Source organism: Promicromonospora sukumoe, assembly GCF_014137995.1.
Taxonomy (GTDB): domain Bacteria; phylum Actinomycetota; class Actinomycetes; order Actinomycetales; family Cellulomonadaceae; genus Promicromonospora; species Promicromonospora sukumoe.
The window spans coordinates 524,604-547,745 of sequence record NZ_JACGWV010000001.1; the positions used below are offsets into that span (position 1 = coordinate 524,604).

Annotated in this window: 19 protein-coding genes; 7 read left to right on the top strand and 12 right to left on the bottom strand. The window is 74.0% G+C overall.

The window, feature by feature from the left end:
- Positions 1–35 precede the first annotated feature (35 nt).
- The 3 genes from FHX71_RS02415 to FHX71_RS02425 all read right to left on the bottom strand — a co-directional run bounded on the left by FHX71_RS02415 (position 36) and on the right by FHX71_RS02425 (position 3,627).
- Positions 36–2,357, bottom strand: coding sequence for an FtsX-like permease family protein (locus FHX71_RS02415; protein WP_182614252.1), 2,322 nt, complete (start codon positions 2,355–2,357; stop codon positions 36–38).
- Positions 2,354–3,037, bottom strand: coding sequence for an ABC transporter ATP-binding protein (locus FHX71_RS02420; protein ID WP_182614253.1), 684 nt, complete (start codon positions 3,035–3,037; stop codon positions 2,354–2,356). The genes FHX71_RS02415 and FHX71_RS02420 overlap by 4 nt, the downstream gene beginning before the upstream one ends.
- A 68-nt stretch (positions 3,038–3,105) precedes the next feature.
- On the bottom strand, positions 3,106–3,627 hold the full coding sequence (locus tag FHX71_RS02425) for a PadR family transcriptional regulator (RefSeq protein ID WP_182614254.1): 522 nt from the start codon (positions 3,625–3,627) through the stop codon (positions 3,106–3,108).
- 201 nt (positions 3,628–3,828) lie between these two features.
- Between FHX71_RS02425 and FHX71_RS02430 the strand changes: the two genes are divergently transcribed.
- The 4 genes from FHX71_RS02430 (at position 3,829) to FHX71_RS02445 (ending at position 9,172) form a co-directional block, all read left to right on the top strand.
- Positions 3,829–5,421: a peptide chain release factor 3 gene (locus FHX71_RS02430; RefSeq protein ID WP_182614255.1), complete on the top strand. Its 1,593-nt coding sequence runs from the start codon at positions 3,829–3,831 to the stop codon at positions 5,419–5,421.
- Positions 5,422–5,567: 146 nt separating this feature from the next.
- Entirely contained in the window at positions 5,568–6,836 is a 1,269-nt protein-coding gene (locus FHX71_RS02435; protein WP_182614256.1) for a chloride channel protein, read from the top strand.
- Positions 6,833–8,005 (top strand): cation:proton antiporter domain-containing protein, encoded by a 1,173-nt coding sequence (locus tag FHX71_RS02440; protein WP_182614257.1) that lies wholly within the window; start codon positions 6,833–6,835, stop codon positions 8,003–8,005. The genes FHX71_RS02435 and FHX71_RS02440 overlap by 4 nt, the downstream gene beginning before the upstream one ends.
- 63 nt (positions 8,006–8,068) lie before the next feature.
- The gene (locus FHX71_RS02445) at positions 8,069–9,172 is read left to right on the top strand and encodes an AI-2E family transporter (protein ID WP_182614258.1); all 1,104 of its coding nucleotides are present in this window, start codon (positions 8,069–8,071) and stop codon (positions 9,170–9,172) included.
- Between the two features lie 16 nt (positions 9,173–9,188).
- Here FHX71_RS02445 and FHX71_RS02450 read toward each other — a convergent pair whose 3' ends face one another.
- The 5 genes from FHX71_RS02450 to FHX71_RS02470 form a co-directional block, all read right to left on the bottom strand.
- Positions 9,189–9,818 (bottom strand): class I SAM-dependent methyltransferase, encoded by a 630-nt coding sequence (locus FHX71_RS02450; protein WP_182614259.1) that lies wholly within the window; start codon positions 9,816–9,818, stop codon positions 9,189–9,191.
- A gap of 133 nt (positions 9,819–9,951) precedes the next feature.
- Positions 9,952–10,722 (bottom strand): C40 family peptidase, encoded by a 771-nt coding sequence (locus FHX71_RS02455; protein ID WP_182614260.1) that lies wholly within the window; start codon positions 10,720–10,722, stop codon positions 9,952–9,954.
- A gap of 106 nt (positions 10,723–10,828) precedes the next feature.
- Positions 10,829–11,272, bottom strand: a complete 444-nt coding sequence (locus FHX71_RS02460; RefSeq protein ID WP_182614261.1) for a hypothetical protein — start codon at positions 11,270–11,272, stop codon at positions 10,829–10,831.
- A 120-nt stretch (positions 11,273–11,392) separates the two neighbouring features.
- A complete protein-coding gene (locus FHX71_RS02465) occupies positions 11,393–12,409 on the bottom strand; it encodes an AF_0692 family protein (protein WP_182614262.1) in 1,017 nt (338 codons plus the stop codon).
- A gap of 32 nt (positions 12,410–12,441) precedes the next feature.
- Complete coding sequence (locus FHX71_RS02470) at positions 12,442–13,671, bottom strand: FAD-dependent monooxygenase (RefSeq protein WP_182614263.1); 1,230 nt, start codon at positions 13,669–13,671, stop codon at positions 12,442–12,444.
- Between the two features lie 190 nt (positions 13,672–13,861).
- On the opposite strand from FHX71_RS02470, the gene FHX71_RS02475 reads away from it, so the two are divergent.
- A complete protein-coding gene (locus FHX71_RS02475) occupies positions 13,862–14,857 on the top strand; it encodes a TetR/AcrR family transcriptional regulator C-terminal domain-containing protein (RefSeq protein WP_182614264.1) in 996 nt (331 codons plus the stop codon).
- Here the strand turns inward: FHX71_RS02475 and FHX71_RS02480 are convergent.
- On the bottom strand, positions 14,854–15,516 hold the full coding sequence (locus tag FHX71_RS02480; RefSeq protein WP_182614265.1) for a TetR/AcrR family transcriptional regulator: 663 nt from the start codon (positions 15,514–15,516) through the stop codon (positions 14,854–14,856). The genes FHX71_RS02475 and FHX71_RS02480 overlap by 4 nt on opposite strands.
- Before the next feature lie 54 nt (positions 15,517–15,570).
- Between FHX71_RS02480 and FHX71_RS02485 the strand changes: the two genes are divergently transcribed.
- The gene (locus FHX71_RS02485; RefSeq protein ID WP_220489435.1) at positions 15,571–16,611 is read left to right on the top strand and encodes an NAD-dependent epimerase/dehydratase family protein; all 1,041 of its coding nucleotides are present in this window, start codon (positions 15,571–15,573) and stop codon (positions 16,609–16,611) included.
- 43 nt (positions 16,612–16,654) lie between these two features.
- Here the strand turns inward: FHX71_RS02485 and FHX71_RS02490 are convergent, their stop codons facing one another.
- Both FHX71_RS02490 and FHX71_RS02495 read right to left on the bottom strand, forming a co-directional pair.
- Complete coding sequence (locus FHX71_RS02490) at positions 16,655–17,917, bottom strand: RNA polymerase sigma factor (RefSeq protein WP_182614267.1); 1,263 nt, start codon at positions 17,915–17,917, stop codon at positions 16,655–16,657.
- Positions 17,914–18,282 (bottom strand): YciI family protein, encoded by a 369-nt coding sequence (locus FHX71_RS02495; protein ID WP_182614268.1) that lies wholly within the window; start codon positions 18,280–18,282, stop codon positions 17,914–17,916. Before FHX71_RS02495 ends, FHX71_RS02490 begins: the two co-directional genes overlap by 4 nt.
- 153 nt (positions 18,283–18,435) lie before the next feature.
- Here FHX71_RS02495 and FHX71_RS02500 point away from each other — a divergent pair, with 153 nt between their 5' ends.
- Complete coding sequence (locus FHX71_RS02500; RefSeq protein WP_182614269.1) at positions 18,436–19,029, top strand: hypothetical protein; 594 nt, start codon at positions 18,436–18,438, stop codon at positions 19,027–19,029.
- A 251-nt stretch (positions 19,030–19,280) separates the two neighbouring features.
- On the opposite strand, the gene FHX71_RS02505 is transcribed toward FHX71_RS02500, so the two are convergent.
- Complete coding sequence (locus tag FHX71_RS02505) at positions 19,281–23,111, bottom strand: S8 family serine peptidase (protein WP_182614270.1); 3,831 nt, start codon at positions 23,109–23,111, stop codon at positions 19,281–19,283.
- Positions 23,112–23,142: the final 31 nt, after the last annotated feature.

Here is a 23,142-nt window from a genome sequence, read left to right on the forward strand (position 1 = left end):
GGCGTGGTCCGGTCATCCGGGTTCAGGCGCGGGCGTCACTCGCTGCGCAGGCCCTCCGGCCGGGTCAGGCGCCACAGCAGCGGCAGCCCGGCCGCCGTCGTGAGCAGCACCACGAGCGCGGCCACGCCCGACGTCGCGCCCACGCCCGCCCAGTCGAACCGGACCGGCGCCTCGACGGCGGTCTGCAGCGCCACGGCCAGCACCGAGCCGGTCACCACCGCCAGGGCCAGCCCGAGCACCACCGGGATGGCCACCTGGTAGAGCACCGAGGCGCTCAGCGTCCGACGCCGCGTACCGAACGCGACCAGCACCGCCAGCAGCCGACGCCGCTCCCGGAGCTGCTCGATGACGTTCACCAGCATGCTCGCGCCGACCATCGCCAGCAGCGCGACCGTGCCGACCAGCAGCACCTGCCGGATGCCGCCGAGCGCCGCGGTGATGCCGCGCTGCTCGATCGGCGACGCGTAGGCCACGGGATCGACCTGCGCCGCCGCCGTCCGCAAGTGGTCCAGGGCGTCCGGTTGGGCGGGATCGAGCGCGACGTAGGTCGTGACCGACACCGGCGCGAAGGACGCACCGGCCAGGGCACCGGGCGTCGCCAGGATCTGTGCGGGCCCGCCGCCGTTCATCGCGGTGACCCCGCCCTCCGGCGGCGCCACCGTCTCGGCCGACGCCGGGAGCGTCCAGGTCGCGAGGGCGTCCGCGTCGTCGGCCGGACCGGCCTCCGCTCCCGGGTCGCCCAGCAGGTACGAGGTGTTCGCCGCGGGCGCGGTCGCGCCGTCGGGCAGGACGACGAAGACGTCGCCGTCCGCGCAGGTGCCGATCTGGGCCTCCTGGGCCAGGACCTCGCAGGTGCCCGTGCCGACCAGGATCTCGTCGTCCGCCGCGCTGCTCCCGTCCGGCGTCGCCCACACCGAGGTCAGGGTGTCGACCCCGGTCACGCCCCGCGCGCCCGCGAGCTCGCGCACCCAGACCTCGCTGGTGTCGGCGCCGGGGTCGATGTCCAGGACGGCCGCCTGGAAGGTCCGGGTGTCGGCCTGCGCCTCGGCGTTCAGCGCGCCGATCGCCCCGACGAGCCCCTGCAGGGCGATCAGCCCCGCGACCGAGACCGCGATCCCGGAGACGGCGCGCACCGCGGTCCCGCTGTCGAGCTGCAGGCGGCGCACCGCGAGGTCCCACGCGACCGTGCCGCCGCGCAGCCGGTGCACCGTCGCCTCCACGAGCCACGGCAGGACCAGCGCGACGCCGGTCAGCAGGAACACCAGCCCGGCCACGATCATGATCTGGGTCTCGGGCGCGTCGTCCAGCCCCGTGACCAGCGGGTGCAGCAGCGCGAGGCCGGCCGCCGGGAAGATCAGCCGCCACCAGAACCTGCGCCGCCGTCGGCCGCTGAGCCGCACCACGCCGAGGGGCTCGACGAGCACCTGGCGCAGGGCCGAGAGCGTGACCAGCACCGTCGTCACGGGGACCAGCAGCACGATCAGGGCCGCGAGCACGGGCACGGGCCGGAGGTCGGCCGGGAAGAACGTCAGCCCGGCCGGCACGACGTACCCGGCCACCTGGCCGATCGCGAGGAAGAGCAGGGTGCCGACCAGCAGCCCGAGCACGGCACCCGCGAGGGTCTCGCCGGCGGCGATCCGCCGGGTCGCGCCGACGTCGGCCCCCACCAGGCGGACCGCGGCGAGCCGGCGGTCCCGGTGCTCGCTGCCGAAACGCACGGCGGTGCTCACGAAGATCGCGACGGGCAGGAGCAGCACCACCATGCCGACCAGGGCGAGCAGCATCAGGACGGGGTCGACCCCGTCGTCGGGCATCTCGACCCCGCCGAAGGACTGGATGCGGTTCGCCGTCTCCGCCGTGAGCCGGTCGGTGCCCAGGTAGAAGGTGAGCTCCCCGGGCCCGGCCAGCCCCTCCGCGCCGATCGTGCCGACCGTGCGGTCGCCCCAGCGCCCGCGCAGCGCGGCGCCGTCGTCGGAGGCGAGCAGGCGTTCCAGGGCGGGGGAGACGACGACGTCGCCGGGCGCGAGCTGCCGGGTCACGCCGGGAGGCAGCGGGGCGTCGCCGTCCTCGGGCTGGAGGAGCCGGCCGTTGATCGCCTCGTCGTGGAAGACCGAGCGGACCTCCGCGGTGAGCAGCGTGGGCGATCCCGGCGTCAGCTCCTGCGCCGACTCCACCGACCGGGCGGCCGCGCGCTCGCCGCGCGCGTCCAGCACCGACGGGATGCTCGCCGCGACCAGCAGCATCGTCACGCCCAGCCCCACCCCGACGGCGATCAGCGCGAGCCGCGCCCAGCCGGACCGGCCGCCGCCCACGCTCAGCCGCACGCCGAGGGTGAGGTCGGTCAGCCGTCGCCTCATCGCACGTACTCCTGCTCGCGCACCCGGCCGTCGCGGACCACGGCCTCGCGGTCGGAGTACGCCGCGACGCGCGGCTCGTGCGTCACGAGCACGACGGCGGCCCCGGTGTCCCGGGCGGCGGCGACGAAGAGCCGCATGACGCGGTCGCCGTTCACGGTGTCGAGCGCGCCCGTCGGCTCGTCGGCGAAGATGACCTTCGGCCGCGTCACCAGCGCGCGGGCGACGGCCACGCGCTGGCCCTGGCCGCCGGAGGCCTGGCCCGGGCGCTTGCCGGCGACGTCGGACACCTCCAGCCGCTCCAGCCAGGCCGCGGCGCTGCGCTCGGCTGCGCGCCGGCCCGCGCCGCCCAGCCGCAGGGGCAGGGCCACGTTCTCCAGGCAGGTGAGCTCCGGCACGAGCTGCCCGAACTGGAAGACGAACCCGAACTCGGTGCGGCGCAGCGCGGAGCGCTCGTCGTCGTGCATCGCGGTCAGGTCGCGGCCGGCGTAGGTCACGCGGCCGGCGTCGGGCAGGAGGATGCCCGCCATGCAGTGCAGCAGCGTCGACTTGCCGGAGCCGGACGGCCCCATGAGCGCGAGCACCTCCCCGGCGTGCACCTCGGCGGTCGCTTGTTCCAGTGCCAGGGTCGGGCCGAAGGCGAGTCGCAGGTTCTCGGCGATGAGCAGTGGTTCGTCGGCCATCGTGTCTCCAGGGTCGGGGCGCGCGGCGGCGTGGCCGCGCGGCGGGAAGGTGGGGGCAGGGCGGCGGGCTACGCGCGGACGTGCGCGGCGAGCTGGTTCACGCGCGCCGCGGTGACCTCGAGCCAGCGCAGGTCGGCCTCCAGGTGGAACAGGGCGTGGTCGCAGATGAGCTGGTCGGCCAGGTCCCCGGAGTCGCGACGGCGCGTGAGGTCGCGCATCAGGCGCAGGTGCTCGGCACGCTGCGTGTCGAGCAGGTCGTCGGCGTCGTGCCCCGTGAGCAGGGCGAGCACCACCTTGGTGTAGAGGGTGCTCTGCAGGTAGGGCTCGGGCTTCTCCGGCTGGGCGAGCCAGGCGGCGACGTCGGAGACGCCGGCCTCCGTGATCGCGTACCTCTTGCGCTCGGGGCCGGCGCCCGGCTCGGCCTCGACCTCGACGAGGCCGTTCTTCAGCAGCCTCGCGAGCGTCGAGTAGACCTGGCCGTAGTGCAGGGGCCGGTCGTGCCCGAACCGTTCGTCGTAGGAGCGCTTGAGGTCGTAGCCGTGCGCGGGCCCGCCCTCGAGCAGCCCCAGCAGTGCGTGTCCAACGGTCATATCGGCGACTATACACACGGTGTATACACCCCCGGAAGACCCCGTTGAGTGCTGGGTATTCGTCCTTCCCGGGGTCCTGGAAGGACGAATACCCAGCACTCAACGGGGGGAGGGGGAGGGTAGAGTTGCAGGCTGTCCGGAACGGTAGGCGCAGGAGATGGGGATGGCGTTGGTGCAGCACGAACTGAATGGTGGAGCCCGATGACCGTCCTGACCTCCGACGCCCGTCCGGTCGAGGCCGAGGCGGCGCGTCGCCGCAGCATCGCGGTCATCTCCCACCCCGACGCCGGCAAGTCGACCCTGACCGAGGCCCTGGCCCTCCACGCCCACGCCATCGACGAGGCCGGGGCGGTGCACGGCAAGGGAAACCGCGCCGGCGTCGTCTCCGACTGGCTCGAGATGGAGCAGAAGCGTGGGATCTCCATCACGTCCGCGGCCCTGCAGTTCGCCTACGGCGACGTCGTCATCAACCTGCTCGACACCCCGGGGCACGCCGACTTCTCCGAGGACACCTACCGCGTGCTGACCGCGGTCGACGCCGCCGTCATGCTGCTCGACTCCGCGAAGGGCCTGGAGCCCCAGACGCTCAAGCTGTTCGAGGTCTGCCGACGCCGTGGGGTGCCGGTCATCACGTTCGTCAACAAGTGGGACCGCCCCGGCCGCGAGGCGCTGGAGCTCTGCGACGAGCTGGAGGAGCGCATCAACCTGCGCCCGACGCCGCTGAGCTGGCCCATCGGCGAGGCCGGCCGGTTCCTTGGGCTGCTCGACCGCGCCAGCGGCGAGGTGCGCACCTACAAGCGCGCCCCGGGCGGCGCGTCGATCGCGGAGGAGAAGCTGCTGACGCCGCAGGCCGCCGCCGACACCCTCGGCGACGACCACACCGAGGCCGTCGAGAGCGTGCAGCTCCTCGACGAGCTCGACCGCGAGTCGTTCCTCGCCGGCACGACGACGCCGCTGCTGTTCGGGGCGGCGCTGGCCAACATCGGCGTCAAGCAGCTCCTGGACGCCGTCGTCGAGCTGGCTCCCGCGCCGGGCGCGCGGCCCGACGTCGACGGCGGCGCGCGCGACGTCGACCAGTCGTTCAGCGGATTCGTGTTCAAGATGCAGGCGGGCATGGACCCGAATCACCGCGACCACGTGGCCTTCATCCGCGTGTGCTCGGGCCGCTTCGAGCGCGGCATGGTCGTCACGCACGAGCGCACCGGGCGGCCCTTCGCCACGAAGTACGCCCTGTCGGTCTTCGGCCGGGAACGTCAGACGGTCGAGGACGCCTACCCCGGCGACGTCGTGGGCCTGGTCAACGCCAGCACGCTCGCCGTCGGCGACACGGTGTTCGACGCCGCGGGCCCGCACGTGCGCTTCCCGCCGATGCCGGTGTTCGCGCCCGAGCACTTCGCGGCAGCCCGCTCGGCCGACCCGGGCCGCTCCAAGCAGTTCCGCAAGGGCATCTCGCAGCTCGAGCAGGAGGGCGTGGTCCAGGTCCTGGTGTCCGAGGCGCGCGGCGACGGCAACCCGATCCTCGGGGCCGTCGGCCCGCTGCAGTTCGAGGTCGCGACCTTCCGCATGGAGCACGAGTTCTCCGCGCCCATCCGCACGGAGCAGCTCGGCCTGTCGCTGGCCCGCGAGGCCGCGCCGGAGCACATCGACACCATCGCCGCCTACCCGGGCGTCGAGGTCGTGCGCCGCGGCGACGGCACCCCGCTGGTCCTGCTGCGCGACGTCTGGCACGCCCGGGCGTTCGAGCGGGCCCACCCGGACGTGCCGCTGATCCCGCTCGTCGCCAGCGCCGTCTGACGGCGGCCGCCGCGCCGGCCGCCGTCTGGCAGCCGGCCGGCGGCGCCCGGCGTTCTCACCCGGCGGCGCGGTCCCGCCCGCGCGCGAACCCCGGGACGCGGTGCGACGATCGGCATGTTCAGCGGTAGGCGACCGAAGGTGCGGCCATGGACGCACACGGCAAGAGGCCGCTGGCCACGCTCGTCGGGCTTCCCGCCGTGGTCGGCGTCGCCGCAGCGCTCTTCGCCACGCTCTTCACGTCGCTCGTCCACGGCGGGGAGTGGCTGTTCTGGACCTGGCTCCCCGGCGCCCTGGGGCTCGACGGCGTGCCCTGGTGGTGGGTCGTGCTGCTCCTGCTGCTCGGCGCGCTGGGCGTGGCCGGCGCGTCCCGCCTGCCGGGGCACGGCGGCCACCACCCGCTCGACGGGTTCGCGTTCGACATCACGGCGCGCGAGCTGCCCTCGACGCTGCTGGCAGCGGCGTCGTCCCTGGTCTTCGGCGCGGTGCTCGGCCCGGAGGCGCCGCTGCTCGCGATCGGAACCAGCATCGGCTTCGCCGTGCACCGCCGGCTCGGCACCGACGCGTCCAAGGTGCTGATCATGGCGTCCGCCGCGGCCGCGCTCGGCGTCGTCCTGGGCAACCCCGTGGTCACCATGCTGCTCGTGCTGGAGGCGATGTTCCTCTCCGCCCAGCCGCGCCCCGAGCAGCCGGTGCTCCAGGTGGTCCCGATCCTGGCGGCGCTCGGCGCGGGCTACGTGGTGCGCATCGGCATCGCCGACTGGCCCGGCGTCCACGTGCCCGAGCTGTCCATGGGCGACCTCGGCTCGTACCCGGCCCTCCTGGTGGTCGACCTGCTCGCCGGGATCGTCGTGGCCGTGGCCGCGGCGGGTCTCATCGTCGGCGCCATGCGGTTCGGCGGCGTCGCGCGGAACCTGGCGGCCCGCGGCCCGTTCGTGGCGCTCCTCGCCGGCGGCCTGGCCGTCGCCCTCCTCGCGGTGCTGGTCCGGGCGACGACGGGCGCCGACATCGACACCGTGCTGTTCTCCGGGCAGCAGTCCCTGTCCACGCTGACGACGACGACCGCCGCGGGCACGCTGGTCGTCGTCGCCGTCGTGAAGTCCGCGGCCTACTCCGTGAGCCTGGGCACCGGGTTCCACGGCGGGACGATCTTCCCGTCGGTGTTCATCGGGGCCGCCGCCGGCGCGGCGACCGCCCTCCTGATCCCCGGGACGACGCTCGCGCCCCTGGTGGCCTGCGGCATCGCCGCCGGGGTGGCGGCCGCGGCCGGGATGCCGGTCACCGCCCTCGTCCTCGCCCTGCTGCTCTGCGTGAGCGCGGGGGCCGCCGTCACCGTCCCGGCGATCCTCGGGGCGGTCGTCGGCACGCTGCTCAAGGGCCTGTTCAACGCCCGGCGACCCGCGACGGTCCAGTCATGAACGTCTACGCGCCGCTCGTCCCCGTGTTCGTGGTGGCCCTGCTCGCGCCGCTGCTCACGGCGTTGATGCCGGTGCGGTCACGACTGCCGCAGGTGGTGCTGCTCCTGCTGGGCGGCGTCCTCATCGGCCCGGCGGCGCTCAAGCTGGCCGCGCCCGACGACGTCACGCTGCTCTCCGACCTGGGGATGGGCTTCCTCTTCCTCCTGGCGGGCTACGAGCTGGAGCCGGGCCTCTTCCGCGAGCGGGTCGGGCGCCTCGCCGGCGCGGCGTGGTGCACGTCGCTGCTGCTCGCGGCGGTCGTCGTCCTCGTGCTGATCCGGCCGGACGAGGAGGAGGTGCTGGCCGCGGGAGCGATCGCGCTGACGACCACCACGCTCGGCGTCCTGCTCCCGATCCTGCGGGACGGCAAGCGGCTCGACTCCCGGTTCGGGCGGGCCGTGCTCGTCGTCGGCGCGTACGGCGAGCTCGGCCCCATCGTCGCGATGGCGCTGCTGCTCGGGACCCGCGGCTCGGGCGCCGCCGCCCTGCTCCTGGTGCTGTTCGCGGTCCTGGCGATAGCGGTGGCGCTGGTGCCGAGCTTCCGCGCGCCGATGGCCGGGCGCCTCGTCCTGGGAGCGGAGCACGGCACCGGGCAGAGCACGCTGCGGCTGACGGTGCTGCTGCTGGTGGGGCTGCTCTCCGTCGCGTCGGCCTTCGGCTTCGACGCGGTGCTCGGCGCGTTCGTCGGCGGCATGGTGCTGCGCCGGTGGGCGCCCGGCGACATCAGCAGCCTGGAGAAGAAGCTCGACGCCGTCGCGTTCGGTGTGTTCGTCCCGGTCTTCTTCGTGAGCTCGGGCATGGCGCTGGACGTGGCGTCCATCGCCGCCGCGCCCGGCCTGCCCCTGGTGCTGTTCGCCCTGATGGTCCTGGTCCGCGGGGGTCCGGTGCTGCTCTGGCTCCGCGGGGAGCTGCCGGCCACGGAACGCGTGCAGACCGCGCTCTACTCCGCGACCGCCCTCCCGCTGCTGGTCGCGCTGACCGGTATCGCGGTGAAGCGCGACCTCATGTCGACGGCGACGGGCGCGGCGCTCGTCGGCGCCGGCGTGCTCTCCGTGATGGTGCTGCCCCTGGTGGCCGGACGGCTCACGTCGCGCTCGACCGGCGAGCCGGCCGGACGGGGCACGGGCTGACCTGGCTCGGGAGGAGCGGCGCGGCGCCCCGGCAGCGTGCGCGGCGCGCACTACGGTCTGGGCATGACGTCGCCCAGCTCGCCCGACGACGGCGCCCCCGACTCGCCCCGTCCGCCGCGCTGGCTGCCGCGGGCGCTGGCCATGGGCGTGGTCGCCGTGTTCGTCGGGATCTTCGCGTGGAACGCCCTCGGGGCCCTGAACGGGCTCTTCGTGAACCTGCTTATCGCGTTCTTCATCGCGCTCGTCCTCGAACCGGGCACGGTGTGGCTGGTGCGGCGCGGGTGGCGCCGGGGCCTGGCGGCCGCGGCCACGCTGCTCGGCTCGCTGGTCGTGGTCATCGTGCTGATCGTGCTGTTCGGCAACCTGTTCGTGCAGCAGCTCGTCGCGCTCGCGCAGTCCGTGCCGCGGCTCTACGCGAGCGTGCAGCTCTTCCTCGTCGAGCGGTTCGACGTCGTGGTCCCCGACACCCAGAACCTGCTGCGGCAGGCGCTGGAGGAGTTCGGCGACGACGTCGCGTCGGGCGCGCTGCTGGTCGGCACCACCCTCGTCGGCGGGCTGCTCGCGACCCTCACGATCCTGCTCGTCTCCTACTACCTGCTGGCCGCCGGGCCCCGGTTCCGCGCCGCCGTCTGCGGCTGGCTGACGCCCGCCCGGCAGCAGGAGGTGCTGCACCTGTGGGAGGTCACCCAGGCGAAGGTGTCCGACTACATCGGCTCCCGCGTCGTCCTCGCCGCCGTCTCGACGGTGGTCACCTTCGCGTTCCTCGCGATCCTGGGGACGCCGTACTCGGTGCCGCTGGCCGTGTTCGTCGGCGTGGTGTCCCAGTTCGTGCCGACGATCGGCGCCTACCTCGGCGGCGCCCTGCCCACCATGGTCGCGCTGACCGCCCAGGGCTGGCCCCAGGCGGTGGGCGTGCTCGCCTTCGTCATCGCCTACCAGCAGTTCGAGAACCTGTACCTGGCCCCGAAGGTGTCGGCGCGGGCCCTGGAGATGAACGCCGCGGTCAGCCTGCTCGTGGTGCTCGCGTTCGGTGCGGTGTTCGGGGTGCTCGGCGCGTTCCTGGCGCTGCCGGTCGCCGCAACCATCCAGGCGACGGCGACCACGTACTTCCGGCGGCACGAGCTCGTGGAGTCGCACATGTTCCGCGACCCAGACGTTGAGGTCTGACGACGGCGCCGGGCGCTCAGCCCGCCGCCGGCTTGCGGGCGGCCAGCCGCTCGATGACGCCGCGGGTGAACCGGTCGTGCCGCTCGACGTCCAGCCCGGCCGCCCGGACGTGCAGGATCGGACGCCGTCGGAAGTGCTCGTTCTGGAACCGCACGCTGTAGAGCTCGGCGACCGCCTGGAGCATCCGCAGCGGCGCGGACGTGCTCACCACGTGGTCGGCGAGCAGCAGCAGGCCGCCGGGGCGCAGCACGCGCACCATCTCGTCGACCGCGCCGCCGTCGTCGGGCACGGCGCACAGGCCGAACGTGCAGACCACGGTGTCGAACGAGGCGTCGTCGAACTCCAGGTGCTGGGCGTCGCCTACGCGCAGGTCCACGGCGCGGCCCAGCTCGGCGGCGTGCCGGCGGGCCCGGTCGAGCATCGCCGGGCTGAGGTCCATCCCGGTCAGGGTGGCGTGCGCGGGGTAGAGGCCCAGGTTCAGGCCCGTCCCGACGGCGACCTCCAGGACCTGGCCGGTGGCCTGCCGGCACACCCAGTCGCGGGTGTCGCCGAACATCTGCTCGGCGCGCGCCATCTTGCTGTCGTAGGTCACCGACTGCCGGTCCCAGTGCCGGCGGATGCGCGCCACGCCGGGTTGCTTGACCATGGCGCCTCGCTCCCTCGTCGAGGACCCGCCGGGGACGACGGGCGGAGAAACGGATCGGGCGGCGTCGCCCGGGATCAGCATGGCCGACCCCGGGCGACACCGCCCGCTCAGAACGTCTCGGTGACCCGACCCGTCAGCCGACCCGCAGGAACGTGGGGTTGGACTGCCAGATGCTCGTGTACCGCACGCTCTTGCCGGGGACCGGCGCCTCGATCTGCATGCCGTTGCCCGCGTAGATCGCGATGTGGCCGGGGGTCCAGATCAGGTCGCCCGGCTGGGCCTCTGCCCACGACACCGGCGTGCCGGCGTAGAGCTGCTGGGACGAGGTGCGCGGCAGGTTGATGCCGACCTGGGCGAACACGTAGGACGTGAACCCGGAGCAGTCGAACCCGCTCGGCGTGGTGCCGCCCCACACGTAGGGGACGCCGAGGTAGCGCATTGCGATGGAGACCACCGTGGCGCCGCGCTCGGCGGCTGCCCGCTCGGCCTCCTCGGCCTCGATCTGCGCCTGGTACTCGGCGTTCTGCTTGGCCGAGACCACGCTGACCGCCGACTTCTCGACCTTCAGCTCGGCGTCCGCGGACACGGAGATCATGGTCGACGCGGAGACCGACTCGCGGGCCTGGGCGGTCAGGGCGTTGAGGTCCGCGGTGTTGAGCGCGGCCTGGGCGGGCTGACCGGTCAGCTCGGTGCCGACCGTCATCGTGGCCGGCGCCGCCTGGGCGGGCGGGGCGATGAGCGACAGCAGCACGCCGCCGCCGGCGGCCGCGACGACCGCGCCACGGCCGGCGAAGGTGGTGACCTGGTCGCCGGCGACGCGTGCGACGCCTGCCAGGGGGCGGTGGGCGGCGCGGTGCCGGCCCCGTGCGCGCGCGGGCGCTGCCGGTTCGAGGTTGGGCTCCATGAAGGCTGGGACCTTTCTGGTCGGAAGGGGGAAACCACACGCGCGTCCCCGCGGCGGGGAGCGCCGGGCCCGTCGGTGCCGGGTGGCGGCGACGGGGTGCGGCGGTCTACGTCCGGGAGATCCCCAGGGCGTGCAGTGACGGCGGTTCCGCGTCGGCGACGCTCGACGCCGCCCGGTGCTCCTGGTCCACGACCGCGGGCGTCTGGCGGTGCGCGCCACGGTCGGGGAGGGTGGTCAGGAATCCGGGCGACACGAGGACGGGGTCGCATCGCGCCGTCAGGTCGTGCTGGTCGGAGCAGCCGTGAGAACCGTCCCCGAGTGGCTCGGGGGCGGTCTCGACGACGGCTTCCTGGGCTGTTGCCGCGTGCACCTCGGCGTCGTGCGCCTGCGTGACGCCGTGCGCCTGTGTGACGCCGTGCCCGTCCAGGTGAACGTTGCACAGGGCGTGCACGCTCGCGACGGTGAGCACGAGGAACATGACCGTCAGGGCACCCGCAGACCCCGGCCGGGTGCCGGCGAGGTGCGCGCGGAGGTGACGAGTCAGGCCCATGGTGGCCCCAAGAGTAACGGAACGGACAACCCTCTGGTCCATGGTCAGAGTGGGTGAATTCCTACCTCTTGCTCGCGGGCCAGGCGATGTCGCGGTATACCCAGCGATTACGCCCAAAACTCACGTGGTTTTCGGGCGTAATGACTGGGTAGAACGTGACTTCCTGGCCAGCAGCGTCAGGAGCAGCACCTCCAGGGCGATCGTGGCTGCGCCGATCGCCGCGTTGGCGGGCGGGCCCGGCATCATGAACGCGGTGTGCCCCACGAGGAGGCCGCCGGCCAGCCAGATCCGGTGCCGGTCGCTCCAGCCGGGCGCGGCGCTCCAGCGCAGCGTGGCCCCGGCGAGCCCGACGCCGACGAGCGCCGCGGCGGTGAGCAGGACCGCGGGCGGGACGCCGTCGCCGAACAGGGTCTCGGGGCCCAGGCCCGGCGGGATGAGCAAGCCTAGGAAGACGACGGTGCCGGCCCCGGTCGCGCCGGCGACCACCGCGGGCCCGGGCGGGGCCGCCGCCGGTCGCGGTACCGGGACAGCGAGCCGGGGCAGTACCCGCAGCGCCACGACCGCCAGCCCGGCGATGGCCAGGACGAACCCGACCGTCCAGCCCCAGGGGGCCAGGTAGCCAGGGTCCTCGGTGCCGCTGATGACCACGCGCAGGCCCACCACACCCAGCACGGCCAGCAGCCCGACGCCCACGAGGCCCCCGGTGCGCAGGTACGGGCGTCCGCGCCGGCCCGGGAAGAGCAGGTCGGTGAGCAGCACCGGGACCAGCACGCTGAACACCACGTGCACCCCGACCTGGGACGCCCAGTAGCTCCAGTTGGCGCCGAGCGCGCGCCAGCCCCAGTCCGCGGCGCCGTAGATGTTCGGGCTGGTCAGCGCCTGGAGGCCCAGCCCGTCCTCGGCGAGCTGGTAGGCCAGGCCCAGCAGCACGAGGCTCGGCCAGCCGCCGCCCGCCCGCACCACGGCCTCGCGGACCAGCAGCACGCCCGCGCCGTACATCACCAGCAGCAGCGGCAGCAGCACCCAGGCGAACGGCACCGCCACGGCCGTGAAGGTCAGCTCCGCGCACAGGGTGGTCAGCAGCGCCAGGGTCCAGGCGGCGCGCAGCCGCCCCCTCGGGTTCTCGTCCCGCGTCATGTCGTGCCCCCTCTGGTCGTCGTGTCGCCGCGTCAGCGGTGCGCGAGCGCGGTGTAGTCCGGGAGCTTCACGGCGTTGGCGACCCGTTCCATGCCCCGGCCCACGAGGGTGCGCGGCAGGTACGGCAGCAGCCGGATCGACAGGTTGCGCATCCGGATCTGCGCCCGGGAGTCCGGCATCAGGCCGTTGTCGCCCGACCGGCGGGCGAACTCGTGGGCGCGGTCGACGAACTCGCGCATCCGGAGCTCGTACGCCGCGTAGGCCTGCCGGTGGTCGCCTGCTGCGGCAGCGAGCTCGCCGGCCAGCACGTAGGCGCCGACCAGCGCGAGGCTGGTCCCGATGCCGGACATGGGCGAGGCGCAGTAGCCGGCGTCGCCGAGCAGCACCGTCCGGCCGCGGGACCAGCCGTCCACCTCGACCTGCACGACGCGGTCGAAGTAGAAGTCGGACGCGTCGCCGATCGTTGCGAGCAGGTGCGGGACCTCCCAGCCGTCGCCCTCGAAGGCGCGCGCCACGATCCGCTTCTGCTCGTCGACGTCGCGCCGGTCGTACCGCAGCGGCGCCGAGCGCAGGAAGAACCCGGCCAGCGCGGTGCCCGGTTCGGCGCGCGGGTAGACGGCGGCCGTCCGCCCGGGACGCCCGCCCCCGGCGGGCATCGTGTGCATGAGCTGCCAGCCGTCGTGCGCCAGCGTCGTCGTGGTGCTGAAGAGCGACACGTAGCAGCCGAGGTCGCGGAGGTACTTCTCGTCGGGGCCGAAGACCAGGCCGCGCACGGTGGAACGCACGCCGTCTGCGCCGACGAGCAGGTCGAACCGCCGGGCCGCTCCGCTCTCGAACCGGACCTGGATGCCGACGTCGTTCTGCTCGGCGGCCACGACCGTGTCCCCGAAGAGGTACTCGACGTCGTCCCGTGTCGCCTCGTACAGGATGCGTGCGAGGTCGGTGCGCAGCACGGGCAGCTCGGCCACGGGGCCGCCCGAATCGCCGAACACGTCGGTGCCGAGGGTCGCGACGCGCTTGTTGTCCTCGTCCACGAACGCCATTCCACGCGCCCCGGTGTGCGCCGCGCGGACGGCGGGCACGATCCCGGTCCGCTCGGCGACCTCGCGGGCGGTGCCGCGGATGTCGACGGCATGCCCGCCGGTGCGTGGGCCGGCCGCGCGCTCGACCACGGTCACGTCGAAGCCGTACCGCTGGAGCCAGTAGGCGAGGGTCGGTCCGCCGATCCCGGCGCCGGAGATGAGGACGCTCCGGTTCTTCATGAGTTCTCCCTGGTGTGCTGTCCGCCGCATGATGCGTACGGTGTATCGGTCGATCAGGACTTTACCCACGCTAGCGATGCTCGGGGCCTCTCATCGGTGATATCGCGGAGAAAGTGTCCTCGGCGCGACAGCAGGTGAACTAGTACACTCGGCGGGAGGAGCAGCGCGTGCCGACCAGCCGGAGGGGTTCATGTCCACGTCGTCGCAGCAGGCCGGGTCGCCGTACCGGCAGATCGCCGGGGAGCTGCGCGCCCGGATTCTCGCGGGCGACCTGCGCCCGGGAGACCGGGTGCCGTCCGTGCGCCAGATCGCCCAGCGGTGGGGCGTCGCGGTCGCGACGGCGACCCGTGTGACCGCCGTCCTGCGTGACGAGGGGCTGGTCGAGGCGCGGGTCGGCTCCGGCACGGTGGTCAGCGCGCTGGCCGGGCGCGAGCCGGCCGGGCGGGCGGTCACGGAGCGGGCGACGGCGAGTGCTTCAGCGGTGCCGGTGGCGCACCGGGGGACAGGGCCGGCGGGCGGAGCGACGTCGGACCAGGGGCTGAGCCGGGACCACCTGGTGCGCGCGGCGATCGAGATCGCCGACACCGAGGGGCTGGAGGCGGTCTCGATGCGGCGGCTCGCCGCGCAGCTCGGCGTCGGCCCCATGTCGCTGTACCGGCACGTGGCGAACAAAGACGAGCTGCTGGTCGCGATGGCCGACCGGGCCTTCGGCGAGATCGACCTGCCCCGGACCGGGCCCGAGGGCTGGCGGGCCCGGCTGGAGCTGATGGCCCGCAGGCAGTGGCAGCTCTGCCGCACGCACCTCTGGCTGTCCCGGACGGTCTCGTTCACCCGTCCGCTCCTGGTGCCGAACATGATGGCGCAGACCGAGTGGACGCTCCGTGCGCTCGACGGGCTCGGGCTGCCGCCGACGGTCCGGATGCGGGAGGCGCTCGCGCTGCACGGGCTGGTCGTGACCGCCGCGCTGTCCCTGGCGGACGAGGTCGAGGCGGAGCAGGACAGCGGCGTCACGCTCGACCGGTGGCACGCGGAGCAGGGCGTCCGGGCGGACGAGCTGCTCCGCTCCGGACGGTTCCCGCTGCTCGCGTCGGTGCCCGGAGGGGTGGCGCGGGACGTCGACGGGCTGTTCGAGTACAGCCTGGCGCGGCACCTGGACGGCTTCGCGGCGCTGGTGGGTGACCGCTAGGCGCTCGGCGGTGTGCTCCGCCCGGTCTCCGCGCCGGTCCCGGTGAGGGCGTCGACCGACCGGCCGACCTGGCCGACGGCGCGGGCGAGCAGCTCGTCGGGGTCGGTGCCCCAGGTCTCGGCCTTCTGGGCGAGCAGGCCGTCGAGCGCCAGCGCCGCCAGGCCGTGGCCCGTGGCCCAGAGGGTGAGCCCGAGCGCGTGCGGGTCGGTGACGCCGAGCCGGCCGACCAGGTCGGTCAGCACCTGGAGCGCGGCGTCGCCCGCCTCCTGCACGGCCGGGTGCTTCTCGGGCTCGGAGAGCTCGGGACGGAACATGACCTGGAAGTGGCCCGGCTGCCGCCGCGCGAAGGCGACGTAGGCGGCGACCGTGCGCGAGACCTCGTCGCCGCCCGACGTCGTGCCCGGCGGGCCGACCGCGCTCAGCAGGTCCTGGGTGAGCAGCTCGAAGCCGCGGGCCGAGATCGCGGACAGCAGCGCCGCCCGGTCCGCGAAGTGGTGGTAGGGCGCGCCCGGGCTCACGCCGGCCTCACGGGCGACGCGCCGCAGGCTCACGGCGGCGATCCCCTCTGCCTCGATGAGCCGCACGCAGGCCTCGACCAGCTCCTCGCGCAGCGCGCCGTGGTGATACGTCTCCCGCTTGCGCGACCCGTTGACCTCCATGGCCGCAATCTATACGGTGCTCATAATCTAAACACTGCTCAGACTGGAGACGTGATGTCGAAAGTTCTTGTCACCGGAGCCACGGGGTTCATCGCCGGGCACACGATCGAGGAGCTGCTGAGGAACGGTCATGAGGTGCGGGGGACGGTGCGCTCGCTGCGAGACCCCGCGCGGGTGGCGCACCTGCGCCGCCTGGCCGACGCGGTCGGCGGGCGCCTCGACCTCGTGGAGGCCGACCTGGCCCGGGACGCGGGCTGGGACGAGGCCGCCACCGGGCAGGAGTACGTGCTGCACATGGCGTCACCGTTCCCGGCCGCGCCGCCGCGGGACGAGGCCGAGCTGGTCGGGCCCGCCGTCGACGGCACCCTGCGGGTCCTGGCGGCGGCCGCCCGGGCCGGGGTGGGGCGCGTGGTCATGACGTCGTCCCTCGCCGCGGTGAGCGCCGCCGCCTCGCGCGCGGGCGACCGGCGGCGTACCGAGGAGGACTGGAGCGACCCGGACCGGATCGCGCCCTACGCGAAGAGCAAGACGCTGGCGGAGCGCGCGGCCTGGGACTTCGTCGCGGACCACCCCGAGCTGGAGCTCGCGGTGATCAACCCGGGGCTCGTCCTGGGGCCGGTGCAGCACGCGGCCTCCGGCACGTCGGTGTCGCTGGTGCGCAGGCTCCTCGGCCGGGAGATCCCGGCGGTCCCGGAGCTCGGCTTCGCCCCGGTCGACGTGCGCGACGTGGCACGGGCGCACCGGCTGGCCATGGAGGCGCCCGCCGCCGCCGGTCAGCGGTACATCTGCGCCGGCGACAACCTGTGGTTCGGCGACATCGCCCGGATCCTCGACGACGAGTTCGCGTCGCAGGGGTACCGCGTGCCGCGCCGCAGGATGCCGTACTTGATGCTCTGGACGGTCGGCCGGTTCGACCGGGAGGTGCGGCTCGGCCTCGACTTCGTCGGCAGCGCGGAACTCGTCAGCGCGGAGAAGGCGCACCGCGAGCTGGGCTGGAGCATGCGGCCCGTGCGGGAGACGCTGGTCGACACCGGCCGCAGCCTCGCCGAGCTAGGCCTCGTCCGGCCGCGGGGAGCGGTGCGGTCGGCGGCGTGAGTCGCGGGGTCGGCAGCGTGAGTCGGGCGGCCAACTGCCGACCTCAGCGGGACCCGGTCACCAGGGCCCGCAGGCGCCGTTGCAGGTACTGCTGCTCGGCGAGGTTGCGGGTCGCGCGGGCGGCCCGGCGGTACGCGTCGGCTGCCTCTGTCGTCCGGCCCTGGCGTTCCAGGAGGTGCGCGCGGACCGCGTCGAGCCGGGGCAGCCCGGGGTGCGCGCGCTCCAGGTCGGCCAGGGAGTCGAGGGCCGGGCCGTCGCCGCGCACCTGGGCCTCCGCGACGATCCGATTCAGGGTGATCGTCGGGTTCTGCCGCCCGGTCACGACCTCCAGCACCCCGTACAGCGCGAGGATCTCGGACCAGTCGGTCGAGGCGGTGTCGGCGGCCTCGGCGTGCAGGGCAGCGACGCAGGCCTGCAGCAGGTACGGGCCCGGGGCGGCGCCCGGCACGGTAGCCTCGACCAGTGCGACACCCTCCCGCACCAGCGCCTGGTCCCACCGGCTCCGGTCCTGCTCGTCGAGCGGCACGAGGGCGCCGTCGTCGGCCTGCCGTGCCGGGCCGCGCGACGCGGTGAGCAGCATGAGCGCGAGCAGCCCGGCCACCTCCGGGTCCGCCGGCAGGGCCTGGCGCAGCAGCCGGGCCAGGTGGATCGCCTCCGCCGCGAGATCCGTGTCGCGGGCGGGCGTGCCCGACGTCGTGTGGTGGGCCTCGGTCAGCATCGCGTAGAGCACGTCCAGCACGGGGCTGAGCCGTTCGGCGGCGTCGCGGGGCCGGGGCAGGTCCCCGCCGAGCTCGGCCAGGCGCCGCTTGGCGCGCGTGATGCGCTGGGCGACGGTCGTCTCGGGGAGCTGGTGGACGTTCGCGATCTGCGCGGTGGTCAGCCCGGCGACGGCGCGCAGCGTCAGCGCGACCTGCGCGGGCCGGGCCAGCGCGGGATGGCAGCAGAGCTGGAGCAGGAGCAGGCTGTCGTCGGCGGGCGATGGGCCGATGTCGGCGCCGGGCTCCGCACCGGCCGGCGCGGTGCTCAGCGGTTCGGCCAGGAAAGCCTCGCGCACCTCCCGGTCGCGGCGCCGGCTGTCGGCGCGCACCCGGTCCACGTACCGGCGTCGGGCCGTGGTGACGAGCCAGGCCAGCGGGTCCGACGGCGGATCGGCCGGCCACTGGCGGTGCGCGGCGAGCAGGGCGTCCTGGACGGCGTCCTCGCACACGTCGAACTGGCCCGTGCCGTAGGTGCGCACGAGCCGGGCGAGGACCTGCGGCGCCAGGTCGCGCAGCAGGTCCTCGCCGACGGCGGGTCCTCGGCTCACGAGTCCCCGAGGTCGCTGAACATCACGGGCCGCACCTCGACGGCCAGCCCGTCGATCGACGTGTCCGGGATCATGCGGGCGAGCTCCAGGACCCGCGCCTCGTCCTCGACGTCGACCAGGTAGAAGCCGCCCAGGAACTCCTTGGCCTCGGCGAACGGCCCGTCGCTGGTCTGCGGCGTCCCCGCGACGGACCGCACCACCTTGCTCTGGCTCGGGTCGGCCAGCGCCTGTGTGCCGACGAACTCGCCGCGCTCCTTGATGTGCGCCATGAACGCCTCGTGCCCGTCCTGGACCAGCTTGCTCTGCTCCGGCGTGAGCTGTTCGAGGACGGTCGGGTTGATCTGCATCAGGATCAGGTACTTCATGGTTCCTCCTGGGTTCTCCGCGGCGGCGCCCTGCCGTCGTCGTACCCCTTGGTCGGCACGGGCGCGCCGGATACGACAACCGGCCACAAGAAATCTTCGCGTGGCAGGAGCCGGTTCCGCGAGCCGCCATACTGGAGTGTGACTACGTCCATCGTGACCCCTGCGGAAGCAGGGGCGGAGATCCCGATCGAGCTGCTCTACCGGGTCCCTTACGGCAAGGTGCTGCACGGCAAGGACTGCCAGCACCTGACCCCCAGCAGGCTGGCGACGCTCCAGCCCGCCACCGACCTGGACCGGCAGAAGTTCAAGATCTGCCGTTCGTGTCTTGTCGCGCTCGACGGCGACCCCGGCCGTGACGACTTCGAGTCCTTCGACGCCGCCCTCGAGGCCCTGCACGTGCCGCAGACGAACCGGCCGACCATGCGCGCCATCGCGGAGGGCCTCGACACGTCGCGCATCTGGATCCCGGCGACGCGCGCCTACGTCGCGGTCTCGCCGGGGACCGGGCACGAGGTGACGGCGTTCTTCAACAAGGACTCCGTCGACGTCCGCCAGGAGGAGGGCGGGTACGAGCGCCTGGTGCTGTCGACCCCGGCCATGCCGGCCGCCCGGACGACCGCCGCGAAGGCCGGGGGTGCGCGGAAGACGAAGGCCGCGGCCGCCCAGGAGCCCGAGCCCGCGCCGCCGACGTGCCCGACCTGCTACATGCAGCTCCCGGGCACGGGCATCTGCGACAGCTGCGACTGACCGGCTGACCGCGAGGCGGCCCGCCCGCCGCCCCGCCGTCGTCGGCCCGGGTGGAACTCTCCCCTTTGAGACCTAGGTTTCTTCGCTTTGAGTCACCTCAAAGCGAAGAAACCTAGGTCTCGAAGGAGAGAGATTTTGACCCGAAGACGTGTTGCGGGGAGTAGACGATGTCTACTCCCCGCAACACGTCTCTCGTACTACAGGTCTCCCCGGCACCGGGTCGGAGAGCTAGACCCGGCGCCGGGAGAGCCCTACCTCTTGCCCGCGATGCCGAAGGCCGACGTGACCTCCTGCTTCACCGAGTTGCCGGCGTCGTCGCGGGCGGTCGCCCGCAGCGAGACCAGGTCGGCGCCGCGCGACGGGATGCGCAGGTTCGCCTTCCAGCGGTCGCCGTCCCGGCTCAGGGAGACGGCAGACCACGACGAGCCGCCGTCGTAGCTGACCTCCAGCGTCGCCCCCTTGACGGTGCCGGCCCGCGGAGCGCCCGGGACCGTGTACGGCTCGACGGCGAACGGCACGGTCGAGCCGGCCCGGACGGTGCCGTCCAGCGCCGTGTCGACGTCGTAGTCGAGCTGGACCAGCGGGAGCGGCGTGCCGTTCTCGCCGGGCACGGCCTCGTCGGCCTGGTCGGCCACGAAGGTCCACGACGTGCGGGTGCTCGTCGAGTACCGGTGCGCGTCGTCGGCGGCGTCGGTGTCGATCTCGAACCGGTACGTCTGGAGCCCGTCGACCGCGGGGACCGTCCGCTGGACCGCCTGGCCGATGTTCTCCCGCACCAGCGTGTCGCCCTGGTAGAGGCGGGAGGTCACCGGGGTCTCGCCCCAGCCGAACCCGCCGGTCAGGCCGTCCTTGCCACCCGCGGTGGACACGTTCACGGCGAACCAGTCGCCGCCGTGCCACGGGCCCCAGTAGCCGTCGCCCGTGCGAGGCGCCGCCACGGGAGCGAACCAGTCGCGCACCGTGGTGCTGCGCGCCTCGTACGCCTGGTTGACGCCGCGCTGCTCCCAGCCGCTCTCGTGGTTCACGTTCTCGTACCAGGTGACGTCGTCGTAGGTGGAGACGTAGTCGGTCCGCTCGGACGCCGTGGGCTGCAGCACCATGACGCTCAGGCACGGCGGCCACTGGTAGTCGCGGCAGTCGGCGCGGTCGTCGACGGCGAGCCGCTCCTCGGTGTCGTTGTACCGGCTCTCCACTGTCGCGAGCTGCCGCGTCGACGGCGCCAGGGCGAGCTCGGCGGGGATCGCGCCGGGCCAGCTCTTGGACACGTCGTACAGGTACGTCGGGAACTCCACGGCCTTGCCGGTCAGCGTGAGCCAGCCCTTGGCGGCGGCCCTCAGGAGCTTGGCGCCCTGGGCGGACGACACCGAGACGACCGGCAGGTCACCCTGCGTGACGGGCTCGACCAGGGACCCCGGACGATCGTTCACCACCACGAGCAGCGCGGCGCCGGCCGCCTGGGCGGCGGCCTCCCGCTCCTCGGCGGAGACGGCGTCGTCCCGGGTCACGAGCACGGCCTTGCCCTGGGCGCGGACGCCCGCGTACTCGTCCGCCGTCCCCGTGCCGGCCGCGACGGCCCGCAGCGAGACGCGGCCGTCGAGCCGCGCGGAACCGGACTGGTAGACCGGGTCGAATCCGACGGGCAGGGGAGCCCAGGCCGTCACGTCGAGGGCCGGCTCGGTGGCCCGCCAGCGCACGGCGAAGTCGAAGTCGGCGCTGTCCACGGTGCCCGTGGGCGCGGCGTAGAACGAGTCGACGTCGGCCGGGATCGCGTACGTGGCGCCGAACGTCGAGTACAGGCCGCCGATGCCGGAGTCGTTGAAGAACTGGAACCGGCGGTACGAGACGTCGCTCGCGCGGGGCGTCCGCAGCGTCAGCTCGTCGGCCGTGCTCGCGTCCAGCACGAGCTCCTGGTCGGCGTCCGAGATCACGACCTGCGGGTCGCCGACCAGGGCGATGCCGGTGGACCCGGCGCCGTTGGAGCCCTCGACGTCGAGGAACGCCGTCGCGGAGTAGACGCCGGGCAGCAGACGCTGCGTCGGCACCTCGCCCGTGGCCGGGTCGATCGGCAGGGTGGCGACGAACTGGTCGCCGTAGCGGTAGAAGTCCACGTACCCGGTGGCCGGCTTCCCCGACCGGTCGAGCGCCGTGATGTCGAGGCCGTACCGCTCCTCCTCCTTGATCAGCGCGGTCGCCGTGCGGACGGCGATCTCGCCGGAGGCGTCCGTCCCGACGACGGCGCCGCTGTACTTGCCGGGCAGCCCGGCGTCGTCGGCGTCGGCCGTGACCGTGACGTCGGCCGTGCCGCCCGCCGGGACCACCACCTCGGAGGCGGACAGGGTCATCAGGTCGCTCGCCGCGCCGTCGGGCCCGGTGACGTCGGTGCTCAGCGCGAGCGTGACGTCGGCGTCCGTGGAGTTGGTGTAGGTGACGGTGCTGCTCGCCGGCTCGTCGCCGTCGTGCGGCCAGTCGTAGAAGCCGAGGAACCCGCCGCCGGACGCGTCCACGCCGTCGAGCGCGGCCGGGACGTCCAGGCGGCCCGTGCCCACCTCGTACGCGGGGGCGTCGATGTCGGCCGCGGAGGAGACCAGAGCCTCCTTGAGCTGGGCGCCCGTGAGCTCCGGGTGCGCGCCCTTGACGATCGCCGCGGCGCCCGCGACGTGCGGGGTCGCCATGGAGGTGCCGTTCATCGACACGTACCAGCCGGTGCCGCCCGACTGCTGCGAGCGGGCCGCGACGATGCCGACGCCGGGCGCCGTCAGGTCGGGCTTGATCGCGTGGTCGCCCACGCGCGGGCCGTAGCTGGAGAAGTCGGCGCGCACGTCGGCGTCGTCCACCGCGCCGACCGTGAGGGCGGCGTCCGCCGTGCCCGGGCTGCCGAGCGAACCCTCCGCGTAGCTGTTGCCGGCCGCGACGACGAACAGCGCGCCCGTCTCCTCGCTCAGCACGTTCAGCGCCTGCGCCATGGGGTCGGTGCCGTCGTTCAGGCTGGAGTCGCCGAGGCTCATGGAGACGACGTCCGCGTTCGCGGCGCCCCACTCCATGCCCGCGATGATCCAGGAGTCCTGGCCGTAGCCGTCGTTGTCGAGCACCTTGCCGACCAGCAGGTCGGCGCCCGGGGCGACGCCCTTGTAGAGGCCCTCGCTCGCGGCGCCCGTGCCGAGCACCGTGGAGGCCACGTGCGTGCCGTGCCCCTGCTGGTCGTCGTCGACCGCCTGGCCGGGCACGAACGACTCCGCCTCGTCGATCTGGTCCGCGACGTCGGGGTGCGTGGCGTCGATGCCGGTGTCGAGCACGGCCACGGAGGCGCCCGTGCCGTCGAAGCCCGCGGCCCACGCCTCGGGCGCGCCGATCTGCGCCGTGCTGTGGTCCAGCGTGGACTCCGCCTTGCCGTCCAGCCAGATCTTCTCGACGTCGCCCGCGAACGTGCCGGTGTCGTCGGCCGCGCCGCGCGCGGACCGGGCCGAGCCGGCCTCGGGTGCCGCGACCGCCGACCAGAACGCCGACGCCTTCTTCTTGCTCGCGTCCACGGCGGAGGCGTCGATGCTCGGCAGGTCGAGCGTGCGCTTCGCCCCCGGCAGCTCGGTCGCGGCGGAGCGCGCGGCGGCCCGGGTGTGCTCCAGGATCAGCGGCGTGGCGGCCACGGTCTCGTCGTCGTACTGCATCTCCAGCAGCGCGGTGACGTCGAACAGCCGGCGGTCCAGCGTGCCCGCGGCCAGGTACGGCAGCGCGGCGTCGGGCACCACGTAGAGGTGGTCGCCCACCTGCTGGGTGCGGACGGCGCCGCCGTCGGCCGGCTCGACGCCGATGGTCAGCGCGCCGCCGTCGGTGGCGGTGACGTCCACGACGTCGCCGGTCACCAGCGTGACGGTGGTGCGGCCGTCGGCCAGCGCGGGGGTCTGCGGCGCGGTGCCGGCGGTGTTGCCGCCGTCCGACGTCGTGCCGCCGGAGGCGGGCCCGGAGCCGGACGTGGGTTCGGTGTTCGCGTGCGCCGTGGTGGCCATGGCGGCGACCAGGGCGGTCGCGGCGACGGCCGCGGCGGCCCGGGTGGCGGCCGACAGCCCGCGCCGAGTGGGGGATCTCATGGACCTGGACAATCCCAGCGAGGGACGACAC

What these genes read in the sequence shown, in the direction of transcription:
- FHX71_RS02455 (WP_182614260.1), bottom strand. Translation starts at nt 10,722, where the DNA reads ATGGAGCCCAACCTCGAACCGGCAGCGCCCGCGCGCGCACGGGGCCGG.
- FHX71_RS02420 (WP_182614253.1), bottom strand. Translation starts at nt 3,037, where the DNA reads ATGGCCGACGAACCACTGCTCATCGCCGAGAACCTGCGACTCGCCTTC.
- FHX71_RS02450 (WP_182614259.1), bottom strand. Translation starts at nt 9,818, where the DNA reads ATGGTCAAGCAACCCGGCGTGGCGCGCATCCGCCGGCACTGGGACCGG.
- FHX71_RS02430 (WP_182614255.1), top strand. Translation starts at nt 3,829, where the DNA reads ATGACCGTCCTGACCTCCGACGCCCGTCCGGTCGAGGCCGAGGCGGCG.
- FHX71_RS02440 (WP_182614257.1), top strand. Translation starts at nt 6,833, where the DNA reads ATGAACGTCTACGCGCCGCTCGTCCCCGTGTTCGTGGTGGCCCTGCTC.
- FHX71_RS02425 (WP_182614254.1), bottom strand. Translation starts at nt 3,627, where the DNA reads ATGACCGTTGGACACGCACTGCTGGGGCTGCTCGAGGGCGGGCCCGCG.
- FHX71_RS02485 (WP_220489435.1), top strand. Translation starts at nt 15,571, where the DNA reads ATGTCGAAAGTTCTTGTCACCGGAGCCACGGGGTTCATCGCCGGGCAC.
- FHX71_RS02435 (WP_182614256.1), top strand. Translation starts at nt 5,568, where the DNA reads ATGGACGCACACGGCAAGAGGCCGCTGGCCACGCTCGTCGGGCTTCCC.
- FHX71_RS02480 (WP_182614265.1), bottom strand. Translation starts at nt 15,516, where the DNA reads ATGGAGGTCAACGGGTCGCGCAAGCGGGAGACGTATCACCACGGCGCG.
- FHX71_RS02415 (WP_182614252.1), bottom strand. Translation starts at nt 2,357, where the DNA reads ATGAGGCGACGGCTGACCGACCTCACCCTCGGCGTGCGGCTGAGCGTG.
- FHX71_RS02495 (WP_182614268.1), bottom strand. Translation starts at nt 18,282, where the DNA reads ATGAAGTACCTGATCCTGATGCAGATCAACCCGACCGTCCTCGAACAG.
- FHX71_RS02445 (WP_182614258.1), top strand. Translation starts at nt 8,069, where the DNA reads ATGACGTCGCCCAGCTCGCCCGACGACGGCGCCCCCGACTCGCCCCGT.
- FHX71_RS02460 (WP_182614261.1), bottom strand. Translation starts at nt 11,272, where the DNA reads ATGGGCCTGACTCGTCACCTCCGCGCGCACCTCGCCGGCACCCGGCCG.
- FHX71_RS02475 (WP_182614264.1), top strand. Translation starts at nt 13,862, where the DNA reads ATGTCCACGTCGTCGCAGCAGGCCGGGTCGCCGTACCGGCAGATCGCC.
- FHX71_RS02465 (WP_182614262.1), bottom strand. Translation starts at nt 12,409, where the DNA reads ATGACGCGGGACGAGAACCCGAGGGGGCGGCTGCGCGCCGCCTGGACC.
- FHX71_RS02505 (WP_182614270.1), bottom strand. Translation starts at nt 23,111, where the DNA reads ATGAGATCCCCCACTCGGCGCGGGCTGTCGGCCGCCACCCGGGCCGCC.
- FHX71_RS02470 (WP_182614263.1), bottom strand. Translation starts at nt 13,671, where the DNA reads ATGAAGAACCGGAGCGTCCTCATCTCCGGCGCCGGGATCGGCGGACCG.